The following is a 15743-nucleotide window of genomic DNA, read 5'->3' on the forward strand; positions in this document are numbered from 1 at the left end:
CTGTGACGGCTCAGGGGGTCAACGAGGCGACGTCGGTGCCGAGTACCTCGGCGATGGCGGCCGCGCTGATCGGCCCCTCGCGCAGGAGTCGCGGGGTCGACCCGGTGAGGTCGACGATCGTCGAGGCGGCCTGCTCCTGCGACGGCCCGGCATCGAGATACACCTGAACCAGATCACCGAGCTGGCGCTGCGCCTCCTCCGAGGTCGTCGCCGCCGGACGGCCGGACAAATTCGCGCTGGAGACCGCCATCGGCCCGGTCTCGCGCAGCAGTTCGATCGCGACCGGGTGCAGCGGCATCCGCAACATCACGGTGCCGCGGGCGTCGCCGAGGTCCCACTGCAGCGAGGGCGCCTGCTGCACAACCAGGCTCAACGCGCCGGGCCAGAACGCCCGGATCAGTTCGCGGGCGCTGTGCGGCACCGAATACACCAGGCCCTCGATGGTGTGCCACGAGCCGACGAGCACACCGACCGGCATGTCGCGACCGCGGCCCTTGGCGGCCAGCAGCGCCGACACGGCACCGCTGTCGAAGGCGTCCGCCCCGATGCCGTACACCGTGTCGGTGGGCATCACGACCAGCCGGCTGCTCTTGACCGCCGCCGCCGCGGCGGCGATCGCCTCGGCGCGCTTGTCGGGGTCGGCACAGTCGAACACCTGGGTCACGCTGACTCCTTTACCCGGCGGGCGGTCACGAATCGGGGGCGGCCGGCCAGATCGCAATGTGGGGTGATGTCGGCGAAAAAGTCTGTGGCACTGATGGTTTCAACAGTCAGCTCCGACGTGGTGTCATCGTGCTCGACAGCCAGCAGTCCGCCGGGCCTGAGCCAGCCACCGGCCAGGCGCGCGATAGGACCGATCACGGCCATACCGTCGTCGCCGCCGAACAGCGCATGCGCCGGGTCGTGGTCGGCCACTTCGGGTTCCAGCTCTGCCCCGACAGGGATGTACGGCGGGTTGGATACCACGAGGTCGACGCTACCGCGCAACTCTGGGAGCAGCCCCGCGACGGTCACGTCAGCTTCGATGAGTTCGACGGCCGTCGACTCGGCGTTGCGGCGGGCGTAGCCCAGCGCGGTGGGGTCGTCGTCGACGGCGATCACCCGCGCCTGCGGTCGCTGCGTGGCCAGCGCGATCGCCAGCGCACCGGATCCGGTACACAGGTCGACGATCGTCGGGTGATCGGGCAAGCGTTGCGCCAGAGCCCATTCCAGCAGCGCCTCAGTCTCCGGACGCGGGATGAACACCCCGGGACCGACCGTCAGATCCAGCGGGCCGAACGGCGCCGAGCCGGTCAGGTGCTGCACCGGAACGCGGGTTCGCCGGGCGTCGATGATCTCGTGATAGCGGCGGAAGAAGTCGGCGTCGGGCTCGTCGATGGTGCCCAGCCGGCCCCGAACGGTGCCGGCCAGATGGGCCGCCAACAGCTCAGCGTCGATGCGTGCCGAGTCGATGCCCGCGCGAGCGAGCGCAGCGGTGGCCACGTCGATGGCCTGCCGCAGCCGGTTCATGCCTGCTGGAGCCGGGTCTGCTTGTCCGCCTCGGCCAGGGCATCGAGCAGCGGGTCCAGATCGCCGTCGAGCACCTGATCGAGGTTGTGCGCCTTGAAGTTGATCCGGTGATCGGCGATGCGGTTCTCGGGGAAGTTGTAGGTACGGATCCGCTCGCTGCGGTCGACCGTACGAATCTGGCTGGCCCGGTCTGCCGACGCGTCGGCCGAGGCCTGCTCCTCGGCGAGGGCTTGCAGGCGCGCGGCCAGCACCACCATCGCGCGGGCCTTGTTCTGCAGCTGGGAGCGTTCGTTCTGGCAGGTGACGACGATGCCGGTGGGCAGGTGGGTGATGCGGACCGCCGAGTCGGTGGTGTTGACGCCCTGCCCGCCCTTCCCGGAGCTGCGGTACACATCGATCCGCAGGTCGGACTCGTCGATCTGGACAGCCTCGACGTCTTCGGGTTCGGGGTAGACCAAGACGCCGGCCGCGGACGTGTGCACCCGGCCCTGCGATTCGGTGACCGGCACCCGCTGCACCCGGTGCACGCCGCCCTCGAACTTCATCCGCGACCACACGCCGTCCGCCGAGTCGCCCTTGCTGCGGATCGACAGCGTCGCGTCCTTGTAGCCACCGAGATCCGACCATGTCTCGTCGAGCATCGTGACCGTCCAGCCGTGCCGCTCGGCGTACCGGATGTACATCCGTGCCAGGTCGGCGGCGAACAGCGCCGACTCTTCGCCGCCCTCACCGGATTTCACCTCGAGGACGATGTCGTCGGCGTCGTGCGGATCCCGCGGCGCCAGCAGATCGGTCAGGTGCGCATCAAGCTCGGCGACCCTGGCTTCCAGCTCGGGCACCTCGGCAGCGAACGAGGCGTCTTCGGCGGCAAGCTCGCGGGCCGCGTCGAGGTCGCCGCGGGCGGTCTCCAGCCTGCGGTAGGTGGTGACGATCGGGGCCAGCTGCGCGAACCGGCGGCCGACCCGGCGGGCATTGCCCGCGTCGGCGTGCAGTGCCGGATCGGACATCTGACGTTCGAGGTCGGCGTGTTCGGTCAGCACGGCCTCAACCGTCGCGTGCGTCATGATCGCTTCCTCCTGTCGTCAACCGGCCCCGAACGCAAACCGACGCCCGGCCTGCGCGCATGGCAGCAGAGCGGGCGTCGGTAAAGCAGCTACTTGTCGGCAGTCTCGCCGGTCTTGCGCTTGCCGTAGCGCTTCTCGAAGCGGGCGACGCGGCCGCCGCTGTCGAGGATCTTCTGCTTGCCGGTGTAGAACGGGTGGCACTGCGAGCACACCTCGACGGTGATGTGTCCGCCGTCCTTGGTGCTGCGAGTGGTGAACGAATTGCCACAACCGCAGACCACGGTGGTCTCGGCGTAAGCGGGATGAATCCCAGTTTTCATGGTGTCCTCTGCATTCGATGGTCGCCGGGTCGCCCGAGTGTTTTCCTGGCAGTTCGAGCGTGAACCGGTACCTGAGGTGGTCGACGATCCAGTATGCCAGGTTGACCGTCACCAGCCCAAACGCGCGGTCGCCTCGGCCTATTCCTCAGGCGATGGCGTAGCTCCTCGACCGCGCCGCGCGGGTCCACAGCACACCCTTGCGGGGCTTGGTCCCCTGGATGATCAGCTCACGCTTGAGCACCTTGTTGGTGGCGGTGGCCGGCAGCTCGTCGGCGATCCAGACGTACCGGGGCCACGACTTGGGCGACAGGTCCGACTGATGGGCCAGAAAGTCCTCCAGCTCGGCGGGGGTCAGTTCGGCGTTGTCGGCGAGCACGATCGCCGCCATCACCTGATCGCCCACATGCTCGTCCGGCACCGGGTAGACCGCCACCTGGCTGACCTGCGGCAACCGCAGGATGATCCGCTCGATGGGAGCGGCGGCCATGTTCTCGCCGTCGACGCGCATCCAGTCCGCGGTGCGGCCGGCCAGATAGATCCAGCCGTCGGCGTCGCGGTAGCCGAGGTCACCGGACCAGTACATGCCGTGGCGCAGGCGTTCGTCGGTGGCGTTGCCGTCGTTGTAATACCCGCCGAACATGCCGCCGCCGGTGGTGTTGACGATCTCCCCCACCGCCTCGTCGGCGTTGGCCAGCGCGCCGGCCTCGTCGAACACCGCCGTCGCGCATTCCTGCCGGGTCTCGGGGTCATAGATGGCCACGCCGGGGAAGCCGCGCCCTACCGAACCGGGTGGGCAGTCATCCTCGCGGGTGATGATGACCGCGCCCTCGGTGGAACCGAACCCGTCCCACACCGCGCACCCGAAGCGGCGCCCGAATTCGGCGATGTCGCGGTCGGTGGCCTCATTGCCGAACGCGACCCGCAGCGGATTGTCGTGGTCGTCGGGCTGCTCCGGTGTGGCCAGTACGTAGGCCAGCGGCTTGCCGACGTAGTTCATGTAGGTGGCACCGTACCGACGCAGGTCGGCGAGCAGGCCGGACGCCGAGAACGCGGCCGGCGCCATCGCCGCACCGGCGTTGAGCGCCACCGCCCAGCCGGCCATCAGCGCATTGGAGTGGAACAGCGGCATCGACAGGTAGCAGACGTCATCGGCGGTGATCCCGAACCGGTCGGCCAGCGCGACGCCGGCGAACGGCACCATCATGTGCGCGACCTGAACCGCCTTGGGTTCGCCGCTGGTGCCGGAGGTGAAGATCAGCATGAACGTGTCGGTCGCGGCGACTTCCCGGTGCGGTGTCAGCTCGCCGGCGTCGGCCAGCAGCGCCGACCATTCGTCGGAGTCGACGTCGAACACCTGGACGCCGGGCAGTTCCAGGCCCTCGAGCAGTTCACGGTGCGCCGAATCGGTGAGCAGGATCTGGCAGTCGGCCTTGACGATGTCCCGGGCCAGCGCCGCACCGCGGCGAGTGTTGTTGACCCCGCACAGCACATAGCCGCCGAGGCCGGCCGCCGCCATAGCGGTCAGCATCGCGGGAGTGTTGCCCAGCAGCGTGCCGACGTGCAGTGGCCGATCGCTGTCGGCGATCGCGATCAGCCCCGCCGCCTGGCGGGCGGCCTCGTCGAGGTGTTCGCGCCAGGTCCACACCTGCTCGCCGAACTTCACCGCCGGTGTGGTGTCGTCGAGGCGCTGACGAAGCAGCTGCTGGACGGTCTCGGCCACGGATCTCCCCTCTTCGGCCAACTTCGGCATCCCGCGGCTTTCCAGAGTGCCTTAGGTCACAATAGAAGCGCAGGGTAAACAGAATGCCAGATCTGTCTACCAGTGTGCGGGACGGCTGGCCGGTCCCGTTTGAAAGGATGTCCGTATCGGGACTGTCGGGTCGAGACAAGGAGGGCCACCAAGGTGACTGCCAGCGCCGACGCCGACAGCCGACAGAAATCCGTGCAGGAGCGGCTGGTGGACGCCGCCGAGTCGTGCCTGCGCGCCAAGGGCATCCGGGCGACCACGGTCTCCGAGGTGGCCGAGGCAGCGGGGGTCTCCCGCGGCTGGCTTTACCGGCACTACCCCGACAAGGCCTCGCTGCTGGGTGCGGCGATCGTGCGCCTGAACAATGCGTTCTGGGCCGAATCGCACCAAGTGCTCGACGGACTCGACACCTTCGAGGATCGATTGGCCGTCGGAGTGCGGCTGGGCCGCAGCGCCTACGACTCCCCCGGCGCGCTCGTGATGCAGCTGCGACGCGACGAACCCGAGGAGTTCGCGGCTTGCGCCGGCGCCGGCGTGCAGGGCCTGGTGCCCGATCTCGGCCGGTTCTGGCGGCCGTACCTGGAGGCGGCACGCGACGGCGGCGAGATCCACGCCGACACCGACCTCGACGAGGCAGCCGAGTGGGTGGCCCGGGTGCAGATCACCCTCGGCACCGTTCCCGGCGAGACGATCGACCCCGACGACCACGCCGCCGTGCTGCGCTTCATGCGGCGCTACGTGCTCCCCGGACTCCGGATGGCACCCGCCGCGGAGTGAGCGCTGCCGAAAACCATTGCGCGCCAAGCGCAATCATAATCTCTGCGCCGCACCGACCGACCGCCTGACACAATGTCAGGCATGGGCACACGCAGCCGCCGGGGGGCGGTCTTGGTTGCAACTTTGGCCGTCGGTCTCACCGCATGCGGGGGTTCGACAAACACGTCGGCGACGACGACGGCCACCACGGCGGCCGTCGGCTCGTCTGGGTCCGCGGCTGCGTCGCCCACGACCGAGGCGCCCACGAAGGGCGTCGCCAACAAACAGACCTATTCGGTCACCCGGTCCACCGCCGGTGATGCCACCACCGACGGCAAGGGCCGATGGACATTGGCCGTCGACACCATCACCGGTGGCGATCCACGGGTGGCCGGAGCCTTCAACAGCGCGGTGCACGCCTCCGCCGACGGACAGCTGGAACCGGTCAAACGCGACGCCGACCCAGACGGCACATGGACGTTCGAGACCCAGCCGCAGATCTACTTCGGCGGCGCATCGGTGTCGGAATTGATCAGCGGCCTGTATGTGCATACGCCGTCGGCGCATCCGAGCAGCTACGTCAGCACAGTGGTGATCGACGCGCGCAGCGCCAAGCCGATCACGTTGGGAGACTTGTTCATTGACAAACAAGCGGGGTTGGACAAGCTCTCCGAACAGACGAAGGCGTTACTGCCCGCCGTCAGCGGAGTGGGGCCGACGCCGATGCCCGACGAACCGGGCAACGCGCCGACAGAGGCGAACTTCGCCAACTGGATTCCGACGCCGGCGGGGTTGGAGATTCACTTCGCCGACTACCAGTTCTTCCACGGCACACCGACGATCACAGTGCCCTGGTCGGCACTCGACGGTCTGCTGGCGCCCGGCATGGACGCACTGAGGCAGAGCTAGTTCGGGTTAGTCGAGGTCGCCGTTGCCGGTGGGGCCGCCGGGCGTGTTCTTGGACACCTGAACCAGGAACTCGTAGTTGTTCTTGGTCTTGCGAAGCTGGCTCATCAGCAGGTCGATGGCCTGATGCGAGTCCAGCCCCGACAGCACGCGCCGCAGCTTGTGCACGATCGCGAACTCGTCGGGGCTCAGCAGCAGCTCGTCCTTGCGGGTGCCCGACGGGTTGACGTCGACCGCGGGGAACACCCGGCGCTCGGCGATCTTGCGATCGAGCTTGAGCTCGGCGTTGCCGGTGCCCTTGAACTCTTCGAAGATCACGGTGTCACCGGTCGAACCGGTCTCCACCATGGCCGTCGCGATGATGGTCAGCGAGCCACCGTGCTCGATGTTGCGGGCCGCGCCCAGGAACCGCTTCGGCGGATACAGCGCGGTCGAGTCCACACCACCGGACAGGATGCGGCCGGACGCCGGCGAGGCGTTGTTGTAGGCACGGCCCAGGCGGGTGATCGAGTCGAGCAGCACCACGACATCTTTGCCCTGCTCGACCAGGCGCTTGGCCCGCTCGATGGCCAGCTCGGCGGCCTGGGTGTGGTCTGACGGCGGACGGTCGAAGGTCGAGGCGATGACCTCACCCTTGACCGACCGCTGCATGTCGGTGACTTCTTCGGGACGCTCGTCGACCAGCACCACCATCAGGTGGCACTCGGGGTTGTTGCGGGTGATCGCATTCGCGATGTCCTGCATGATCGTGGTCTTACCGGCCTTGGGCGGCGACACGATCAGGGCCCGCTGGCCCTTGCCGATCGGCATGATCAGGTCGATTACCCGAGTGGTCAGGCGGTCGCTGGTGGTCTCGAGGCGCAGTCGCTGGTTCGGGTAGAGCGGCGTCATCTTGGTGAAGTCTGGCCGGTTCTTGGCCGCCTCGACCGGGCCGCCGTTGACGCTGTCCAGGCGGACCAGCGGGTTGAACTTCTGCCGCTGGTTGTTCTGCTCGCCTTCCTTGGCCACCCGGACCGCGCCGGTGACGGCATCGCCGCGGCGCAGGCCGTTCTTGCGGACCATGTTCATCGAGACGTAGACGTCGTTGGGACCGGCCAGGTAGCCCGAGGTGCGGACGAAGGCGTAGTTGTCCAGCACGTCGAGGATGCCGGCGACCGGCTGAACGACGTCATCTTCGCGCAGTTCGGTGTCGTTGCCGCCACCGCCCTCGCCACCCTGCCGCTCACCGCGGCGGCGACGGTCGCGGAACCGGCGGCCGCGACGGCCCTGGCGGTCGTCGTCGTCGCCGTCGTTGTCGCGGTTCTGGTTGTTGTTGTTGCGGTTCTGGTTGTCCCCGCGGTTCTGGTTGTCCCCGCGGTTCTGGTTGTCACCACGGTTCTGGTTCTCCCCGCGGTTCTGATTGTCACCACGGTTCTGGTTGTCCCCGCGGTTCTGGTTCTGCTGGCCGCCGGACTGGTTGGCGCCCTGGTCACCCGAGTCGCGGTTGTCGGCCTTGTTCTCGGACTTCTTCTCACCCTGCTCGGGCCGATTGTCCTGCGACTTCGGCTGGTCTGCAGCGTCGGACCCGGAGGCTCCGGCCTCACGGGTCGCGGTCCGCCGCTCACGGCGACGCGGTTCGCCACCATTGGTGTCGGCGGACGCGGTGTCGGCGGTGTTCTCGGCGTTGTCGCGGGCCTCGGTGTTGTCGCGGGCCTCGGTGGGCTCGGCGGCGGGCTGGGCTGCGGGCGCCTTCTCGGCGGTGTCGGCACTGCGTGGGGCGGTCCCGTTGCCGCCGTTCTGGTGCTCCTTGATGGCGGCGATGAGATCGCTCTTGCGCATTCCGGAGGTTCCCTTGACACCAACGCGGCTGGCCAGGGCACGAAGTTCGGGCAAAACCATCGTGGAGAGCGAGGCGCTCGGGCCGGCGTCCCCACTGGGGGCGGCCTGCGGGGAGGTGTCCGGCCGAGAGTCAGGCGCCGAGGGGGATTCTGCGGTCACGGCGGGCGCCTCCGTCTGAGGGGCGCGTTCTGCAGCCGTGATCAGGTCCGTATCGGTCACGGATTTCCTTTCTTTCCCCCGCCGTTCATCGGGGCGAGGGGTTCTGGCATTCAGCCGATTCGCTGAATGCGAAGTCTCACCATCGTCTGTGTGTCAACGGTGATCGCCGGGATTCGCGACCATGGAGGTATGGCGAACCGTCAGTCCATGAGTTGAACACAAGAGAAATTGGTGGTCGTCCTAGTGTCGGCGCAGGAACAGTCGCTGCGATTGCCGGGACGGCACCGAGGATATCCCCCTTTAGCGCCGGAAAGCAAGAAATCGCCTCCGGCGTGTGCGCAAGTCAGCCGCGGACTGCGACGCCCGAGCTCCAGCGAACTGCTTTGCCGACGCTCATCTCGCTGACGGTGAATCCCGTCGCGGTGCCGAACTCGACGGCCTCAGCCGGCAGTTCCGCGCTGGTCGTGATGGCCAAGACCGACGGACCAGCACCGGAGAGCACCGCTGCAACTCCACAACGCCGCAGCACCTGCAGGTATTCCGCCGAGGCCGGCATGGCAGGCCCGCGCTGCGGCTGGTGCAAAACGTCGTCGGTGGCCGCCATCAGCAAGTCCGGCCGCTCCGTGAGCGCAACCACCAGCAACGCGGCCCTGCTCAGGTTGAAGCGGGCATCGACATGGCTGACCTGGTCAGGGAGCAGCACCCGGGTCTCCGCGGTCGACGACCTTACCTGCGGGATTCCCGGAAACAGCCGGATGTCCGGGTGCAGTCGCAGCGGAGCCGCCGTGTACGTCGCGGGTGTCGTGCTGATGTCGGTCCACGACACCACTGCCCCACCGAGGACCGCGGCGGACGCGTTGTCAGGGTGACCTTCGAACTCCGACGACAGCTGGATCAGCTGCGCATCGGTCAGCGGTTCCAAATCCGCCTGTGCCAGAAGGCCATTCGCGGCCGCCAACCCTCCGACAACCGCCGCGGCGGACGAACCGAGACCACGAGAGTGCGGAATCGCGTTGCGGCAGCGCACAAGCAGTCCCGGGACGCCCGCACCACCGGCCGTCAGGCCCCGGTGCAGGGCCCGGACCACCAGATGCTCGGCGGTCTGCGGCACCTGCCCGGCCCCTTCGCCCTCCACCTCGATGATCAACCCGGCGTCGGTGGTCTCGACCACGATCTCGTCGTAAAGCCCCAGCGCCAGGCCGAGGCTGTCGAAGCCCGGGCCGAGGTTGGCGCTGGACGCCGCCACAGTGGCGTGGGAGGTCAGGCCGGTAGGCAGTTTCACGGTCACCGGGGCACGTCTCTCAGGCCAGGCCCAGCTCGGCGACGACGGCGCCCGGATCCACCGGCAGCGGTTTCACTTCCGGCATGCCGCGCAGTGCGGTGTCCGGATCCTTCAGGCCGTTGCCGGTCACGGTGCACACCACCGAGGAGCCGGGCTTGACCCAGCCGTCCTCGACCGATTTGAGCAGACCGGCGATGCTGGCGGCCGATGCCGGCTCGACGAACACGCCTTCCAACTCGGCGACCAGGTGATATGCCGCGAGGATCTCGTCATCGGTGGCCGCCAGGAACCGGCCGCCGGACTCCTGCTGGGCCGTCACCGCCCCGTCCCAGGACGCTGGCGAACCGATGCGGATCGCGGTGGCGATGGTCTCGGGGTTGGTGACCGGCTGACCCGACACCAACGGCGCCGCGCCGGCAGCCTGCGTGCCGAGCATGCGAGGCAACCGCTCGGACAGGCCATCGCGGTGATATTCGCGGTAGCCCTTCCAGTACGCAGTGATGTTGCCTGCGTTGCCGACCGGCAGCGAGTGCACGTCCGGTGCAATGCCCAGCGCGTCGACGATCTCGAACGCCGCGGTCTTCTGGCCCTCGATGCGCACCGGGTTCACGCTGTTGACGAGTGCGATGGTCGGGTAATCGTTGGTCAGCTTGCGGGCCAGCTCCAGGCAGTCGTCGAAGTTGCCGTCGATCTGAATGATCTTGGCGCCGTGCATGACCGCCTGAGCCAGCTTGCCCATCGCGATCTTGCCCTGCGGGATCAGCACCGCACAGGTGATCCCGGCCCGGGCGGCATATGCCGCTGCCGACGCTGAGGTGTTGCCGGTCGAGGCGCAGAGCACGGCCTGCTGACCGCGCGCGACGGCGTCGGTGACCGCCATGGTCATACCGCGGTCCTTGAAGGAGCCGGTGGGGTTGAGACCCTCGACCTTCAAATGAACTGTGCAGCGGGTCTTTTCCGACAGCCGCGGGGCACTGATGAGCGGGGTGCCACCCTCGAGAAGGGTGACCGGAGTCCAATCCGCGCCGACCGGCAGCCGGTCCCGGTAGGCCTCGATCAGTCCGCGCCACGGGGTGTGCACGGGAGATGCCTTGATTGAGCTCATTCGCTGGTTCCCTCCAGGCGCAGCACGCTGTTGACTTCCTGCACCGCATCGTGATCGGCCAGTGCTGCAACGGTTTCCGACAACGCCGCGTCAGTGGCCCGGTGGGTCACCACGACGATGCGGGCACCCTCGTCAGCCATGCTCTCCTGACGCACCTCGGCGATGCTGACGTCACGCTTGGCGAATTCGGCTGCGACCGAGGCCAACACGCCGGGGCGGTCGGTGACGGTCATGCTGACGTAGTACCGGGTCTCGATCATGCCCATCGGCGCGATCGGCAGCTGCGCGTACTTGGATTCGCGCGGACCGCGGCCACCCTGCACCCGGTTACGGGCGGCCATCACCAGATCGCCCATCACCGCCGACGCCGTCGGCGCGCCGCCGGCGCCCTGACCGTAGAACATCAACCGGCCGGCGGCCTCCGCCTCGACGACGACGGCGTTGAACGCCCCGTTGACGTTGGCCAGCGGGTGGCTCAACGGGACCAGCGCCGGGTAGACGCGGGCGGAAACTCGTTGCTGCCCATCACTTCCGGTGACCCGCTCGCAGATCGAGAGCAGTTTGATGGTGCATCCCAGGGCCTTGGCCGACTCGAAGTCTTCCGGGGTGATCTTGGTGATGCCCTCGCGGTAGACGTCGTCGGCGGTGACCCGGGTATGGAACGCGATCGACGCCAGGATCGCGGCCTTGGCCGCGGCGTCGTAACCCTCGACATCGGCCGTCGGGTCGGCCTCGGCGTACCCCAGAGCGCTCGCATCGGCCAGCGCTGAACTGTAATCAGCTCCGGTGGAAGACATTTCGGACAAGATGTAGTTGGTGGTGCCGTTGACGATGCCCGCCACACGCAGCACAGTGTCGCCGGCCAGCGACTGCGTCAGCGGCCGGATCACCGGGATGGCACCAGCCACAGCGGCCTCGAAGTACAAGTCGACATGGGCTCGTTCGGCGGCCTGGGCCAACTCACCGGTGGACTGCGCCAGCAGTGCCTTGTTCGCCGTCACCACCGATTTGCCGCCCTCGAGCGCGGTCAGGATGGCTTTGCGCGCGGGTTCGACGGGCCCCATCACCTCGACGACGAGGTCCACGTCCTCGCGGGACACCAGTTCCTCGACGTTGTCGGTGAGCAACTCCACCGGAAGGCCGCGGTCATCGGCGACCCGGCGCACCGCCACGCCACGCAGCTCCAGCGGCGCACCGATGCGGGCCGCCAGGTCCGGCGCGCTCTCCTCGATAATCCGGGCAACCTCGCTGCCGACGTTACCCAGGCCCAATACCGCTACGCCTATTGCTTTTTCCGTCATCGGTTCCTACCTCACTTCCAAACTCAGCAGATCGTCGACGGTCTCCCGGCGCAGGATCAGGCGAGCCCGCCCGTCGCGCACGGCCACCACTGCGGGGCGGCCGATCAGGTTGTATCGACTGGACATCGAATAGCAGTAGGCGCCGGTGGCGGCCACCGCCAGCAGGTCACCGGGTGTCACGTCCTCGGGAACCCAGGTGTCACGGACGACGATATCGCCACTCTCGCAATGCTTTCCGACGATCCGGGCCAACGTCGGCGCGGAGTCGGAATCCCGAGACACCAGCCGGACGTCGTACTCGGCGCCGTAGAGCGCCGGGCGGATGTTGTCGCTCATCCCGCCGTCGACGCTGACGTAGCACCGCGAGGCGCCCGAGCCGACCGCGACGTCTTTGACCGTGCCGACCTCGTACAGCGTCACCGTGCCCGGCCCGGCGATCGCCCGGCCGGGCTCGACGACCAGGCGGGGCGCGGGCAATCCAACAGCCGCCGACTCACTGCGCACGATCGCGTCCAGCTTTCCGGCGAGATCCTCGATCGGCGGCGGATCGTCTTGGGGCAGGTAGGAAATGCCCAGTCCCCCACCGAGATCGACAACGGCCATCTGCGCGGTCTTGTCGACCCCGAACTCGGCGACCACGTCGCGCAATAGACCGATGACCCGGTGGGCGGCGAGCTCGAAGCCCGCCACGTCGAAGATCTGCGAGCCGATGTGACTGTGCAGTCCGACCAGGCGCAGGTGGTCGGCGGCGAACACCCGGCGCACCGCGTCCATGGCCGCGCCGCTGGCCAGTGACAGGCCGAACTTCTGATCCTCGTGGGCGGTCGCGATGAACTCGTGGGTGTGCGCCTCCACACCGACGGTGACCCGGAGCAATACGTCCTGCGCCACACCGGCCTCGCCGGCGATCGTATCGAGGCGTTCGATCTCGGTGATCGAGTCCAGCACGATGTGTCCGACACCCACCTTGACCGCAGTGGTGAGCTCGTCGACGGATTTGTTGTTGCCGTGGAAGGCAATTCGCTCGGCCGGGAACCCCGCGTGCAGAGCGACGGCGAGTTCCCCGCCGCTGGCGACGTCGAGCGAGAGGCCCTCCTGGTCCACCCAGCGGGCGATCTCGCTGCACAGGAACGCCTTACCCGCGTAGTGCACGTTGTGGCCGCCGCCGAACGCCGCGGCGATCTCGCGGCACCGGGAGCGGAAGTCGTCCTCATCGATGACGAACAGCGGCGTTCCGTATTCGGCGGCCAGGTCGGTCACCGATATACCCGCGATCGATACTTCGCCGTCGTCACCACGAACAAGGTTGCGCGGCCATACATTCGGAGCAAGCAACAGTGCATCTGCGGCGGTCTGCGGTTGCTGCGGCGCGCCGCCGTGATGGATCTCGTCGGCATGGCGCGGGCCAGCTGGGTGAGCGTTCACATCCGCTCCGGTGCCGACACGCCGAGGATGCTCAAACCGTTGGCGATCACCTGGCGGGTGGCCGCGCACAGAGCCAATCGCGCACGATGCAGATCGCCTGGCTCTTCGTCGCCCATGGGCAGCACCCGGCACGAGTCGTAGAACCGGTGATAGTCGCCGGCCAGGTCCTCGAGGTAGCGGCACACCCGGTGCGGCTCGCGCAGCGAGGCACCGGCTTTGAGCACTCGGCTGAACTCGCCGAGGTTGCGGATCAGCGCGCCCTCTTTGTCGTGGGTGAGCAGTTCCAGGTGCTCGGTGTCAGGGGTCAACCCCAGGTCGGCGGCATTGCGGGCCAGAGCCGAGAGCCGAGCGTGCGCGTATTGCACGTAATAGACCGGGTTTTCACTGGACGCCGACGACCACAGCTGCAGGTCGATGTCGATCGGGGTGTCCACCGAGGAGCGGGTCAGCGAGTAGCGCGCCGCGTCCACACCGATGGCCTCGACCAGATCGTCGAGGGTGATGACGGTTCCGGCGCGCTTGCTCATCCGGACCGGCTGTCCGTCGCGAACCAGGTTGACCATCTGCCCGATCAGTACCTCGACGGTGTCGGGGTCGTCGCCGAGGGCGGCCGCGGCGGCCTTGAGCCGGGCGATGTAACCGTGGTGGTCGGCGCCCAGCATGTAGATGCACAGATCGAATCCGCGCTGACGCTTGTCCAGGTAGTAGGCCAGGTCGCCGGCGATGTAGGCGGGCTGACCGTCACTCTTGATGACAACCCGGTCTTTGTCGTCGCCGAATTCCGTTGTGCGCAACCACGTTGCGCCGTCCTTCTCGTAGATGTTGCCGGTTTCGCGCAACTTGGCGATGGCCTGATCGACTCGCCCACTGGTGTGCATCGAGTCTTCGTGGGTGTACACATCGAAATCGGTGCCGAACTCGTGCAGCGATTCCTTGATGTGGTTGAACATCAGGTCCACGCCGATGGAGCGGAAGGTCTCTTTCTGCTCATCGCCGGTCTGACTCAGCGCGTCGGGGGCCTCGGCCAGCACCTGGTCAGCGATGTCTTTGATGTAGTCGCCGGCGTAGCCGTCTTCGGGCGCGGGCTCTCCGTTCGCGGCGGCGATCAGGGAGTTCGTGAACCGGTCGATCTGGGCGCCGTGGTCGTTGAAGTAGTACTCCCGGGTGACCGCGGCACCCTGGGTGCTCAGCAGCCGGCCAAGAGCGTCACCGACGGCGGCCCAGCGAGTGCCGCCGATGTGGATCGGGCCGGTGGGGTTGGCCGAGACGAACTCCAGGTTGATGCGGGTTCCGTCGAGCGCGGTGGAATTGCCGTAACTCGCGCCCGCGGCGAGCACGTTGCTCACGATGACACCCTGCGCCGAGGCCTCGATGCGCAGATTCACAAAGCCGGGCCCAGCGACCTCGGCGGCGGCGATACCGTCGGCCGCGGCCAGCGCCGCGGCCAGCCAGCCGGCCAGCTCACGGGGATTGGCACCGACCTTCTTGGCCAGCTGCAGCGCCACGTTGGTCGCGTAGTCACCGTGCTCAGGGTTGCGCGGACGCTCGACGGTCACTGTCGCTGGCAGGGCGGCGATATCCAGGTCATGCTCGGCGAGCACCGCGGCGGCGGTGGTCTTGAGCAGCTCGGCGAGGTCGGCGGGTGTCACGAGGGTCCATCCTATGGTCTGACGTGGTCAGCGCCCGAATCGATATCTCGGCCTCCGGCGGGCAGGAGCGCAGCGACCCGGGGATCGGTCCGGCGGGCAGGAGCGCAGCGACCCGGGGATCGGTCCGGCGGGCAGGAGCGCAGCGACCCGGGGATAGGTCCGGCGGGCAGGAGCGCAGCGACCCGGGGATAGGTCCGGCGGGCAGGAGCAGTCACCCAGATGAGTTAGGCTGTCGGAGCCCATTGGCGCAGCTGTGCGTGCGCCCCCGTAGCTCAGGGGATAGAGCGTCTGCCTCCGGAGCAGAAGGCCGCAGGTTCGAATCCTGCCGGGGGCACTCAGTTCGAAGCGGGATCCGCATGGGCCCGCCGTCGTCAAAGCGACAAACATCCGTTGAGTCAATTCCGTTGCTTGCCTCCGGAATTCAGTCGCGCCAACTGCACTCCAAGCCCTGCTCCCTCAGGCCATCCCCTCGACAGCGAGCGAATTGCGGTGCGGCCTTGCCGACACCGGGGCCCGATGGTCGCGCGTCGCGCGGTGGCACCTCGCCCATTCGCCGTCGACGCATCAGACATGAATCACCGGCGACGATCCAGGAGAAGACTGTCAGTTGCGCGGACTTGTCCGGTACGGTCCAAACCAGCAAATACAGGTTCGAGGGACGGGATGGTCGGTGGGGCGGGTCCAACGGAGTCGTAACGCAGC

Annotated in this window: 13 protein-coding genes and 1 tRNA gene; 3 read left to right on the plus strand and 11 right to left on the minus strand. The window is 67.8% G+C overall.

Going from position 1 to position 15743, the window contains the following annotated elements:
* Positions 1–10: 10 nt before the first annotated feature.
* From G6N32_RS19590 to fadD1, 5 genes are all read right to left on the minus strand, one after another.
* Entirely contained in the window at positions 11–664 is a 654-nt protein-coding gene (locus G6N32_RS19590) for an L-threonylcarbamoyladenylate synthase (protein WP_115321455.1), read from the minus strand.
* Positions 661–1509 carry a peptide chain release factor N(5)-glutamine methyltransferase gene (gene prmC, locus G6N32_RS19595; protein WP_115321456.1) on the minus strand — a complete coding sequence of 283 codons (849 nt, stop codon included), beginning with the start codon at positions 1507–1509 and terminating at the stop codon, positions 661–663. The genes G6N32_RS19590 and prmC overlap by 4 nt, the downstream gene beginning before the upstream one ends.
* Positions 1506–2573: a peptide chain release factor 1 gene (gene prfA, locus G6N32_RS19600; protein ID WP_115321457.1), complete on the minus strand. Its 1068-nt coding sequence runs from the start codon at positions 2571–2573 to the stop codon at positions 1506–1508. Before prfA ends, prmC begins: the two co-directional genes overlap by 4 nt.
* A gap of 89 nt (positions 2574–2662) precedes the next feature.
* Complete coding sequence (rpmE, locus tag G6N32_RS19605; protein ID WP_115321458.1) at positions 2663–2893, minus strand: 50S ribosomal protein L31; 231 nt, start codon at positions 2891–2893, stop codon at positions 2663–2665.
* Positions 2894–3038: 145 nt separating this feature from the next.
* Positions 3039–4613 carry a fatty-acid--CoA ligase FadD1 gene (fadD1, locus tag G6N32_RS19610; RefSeq protein ID WP_115322019.1) on the minus strand — a complete coding sequence of 525 codons (1575 nt, stop codon included), beginning with the start codon at positions 4611–4613 and terminating at the stop codon, positions 3039–3041.
* 183 nt (positions 4614–4796) lie between these two features.
* Between fadD1 and G6N32_RS19615 the strand changes: the two genes are divergently transcribed.
* Together G6N32_RS19615 and G6N32_RS28890 are read left to right on the plus strand one after the other, a co-directional pair.
* Entirely contained in the window at positions 4797–5417 is a 621-nt protein-coding gene (locus tag G6N32_RS19615; protein ID WP_102809534.1) for a TetR/AcrR family transcriptional regulator, read from the plus strand.
* Positions 5418–5498: 81 nt separating this feature from the next.
* Positions 5499–6305 carry an RsiV family protein gene (locus tag G6N32_RS28890; protein ID WP_232077186.1) on the plus strand — a complete coding sequence of 269 codons (807 nt, stop codon included), beginning with the start codon at positions 5499–5501 and terminating at the stop codon, positions 6303–6305.
* A 6-nt stretch (positions 6306–6311) separates the two neighbouring features.
* Here the strand turns inward: G6N32_RS28890 and rho are convergent, their stop codons facing one another.
* The 6 genes from rho to argS form a co-directional block, all read right to left on the minus strand.
* Positions 6312–8339 (minus strand): transcription termination factor Rho, encoded by a 2028-nt coding sequence (rho, locus tag G6N32_RS19625; protein ID WP_115321459.1) that lies wholly within the window; start codon positions 8337–8339, stop codon positions 6312–6314.
* A 283-nt stretch (positions 8340–8622) separates the two neighbouring features.
* Positions 8623–9567 carry a homoserine kinase gene (gene thrB, locus G6N32_RS19630; protein ID WP_115321460.1) on the minus strand — a complete coding sequence of 315 codons (945 nt, stop codon included), beginning with the start codon at positions 9565–9567 and terminating at the stop codon, positions 8623–8625.
* A gap of 13 nt (positions 9568–9580) precedes the next feature.
* A complete protein-coding gene (gene thrC / locus G6N32_RS19635) occupies positions 9581–10666 on the minus strand; it encodes a threonine synthase (RefSeq protein WP_115321461.1) in 1086 nt (361 codons plus the stop codon).
* On the minus strand, positions 10663–11967 hold the full coding sequence (locus G6N32_RS19640; RefSeq protein WP_115321462.1) for a homoserine dehydrogenase: 1305 nt from the start codon (positions 11965–11967) through the stop codon (positions 10663–10665). Before G6N32_RS19640 ends, thrC begins: the two co-directional genes overlap by 4 nt.
* Positions 11968–11973: 6 nt before the next feature.
* Positions 11974–13392, minus strand: a complete 1419-nt coding sequence (gene lysA, locus G6N32_RS19645) for a diaminopimelate decarboxylase (protein ID WP_115321463.1) — start codon at positions 13390–13392, stop codon at positions 11974–11976.
* Complete coding sequence (gene argS, locus G6N32_RS19650; protein ID WP_115321464.1) at positions 13389–15041, minus strand: arginine--tRNA ligase; 1653 nt, start codon at positions 15039–15041, stop codon at positions 13389–13391. The genes lysA and argS overlap by 4 nt, the downstream gene beginning before the upstream one ends.
* A 261-nt stretch (positions 15042–15302) precedes the next feature.
* Between argS and G6N32_RS19655 the strand changes: the two genes are divergently transcribed.
* A tRNA-Arg gene (locus G6N32_RS19655) sits at positions 15303–15375 on the plus strand.
* Positions 15376–15743: the final 368 nt, after the last annotated feature.

It is taken from the genome of Mycolicibacterium aichiense, assembly GCF_010726245.1.
In the GTDB taxonomy this organism is placed as follows: Bacteria; Actinomycetota; Actinomycetes; order Mycobacteriales; family Mycobacteriaceae; genus Mycobacterium; species Mycobacterium aichiense.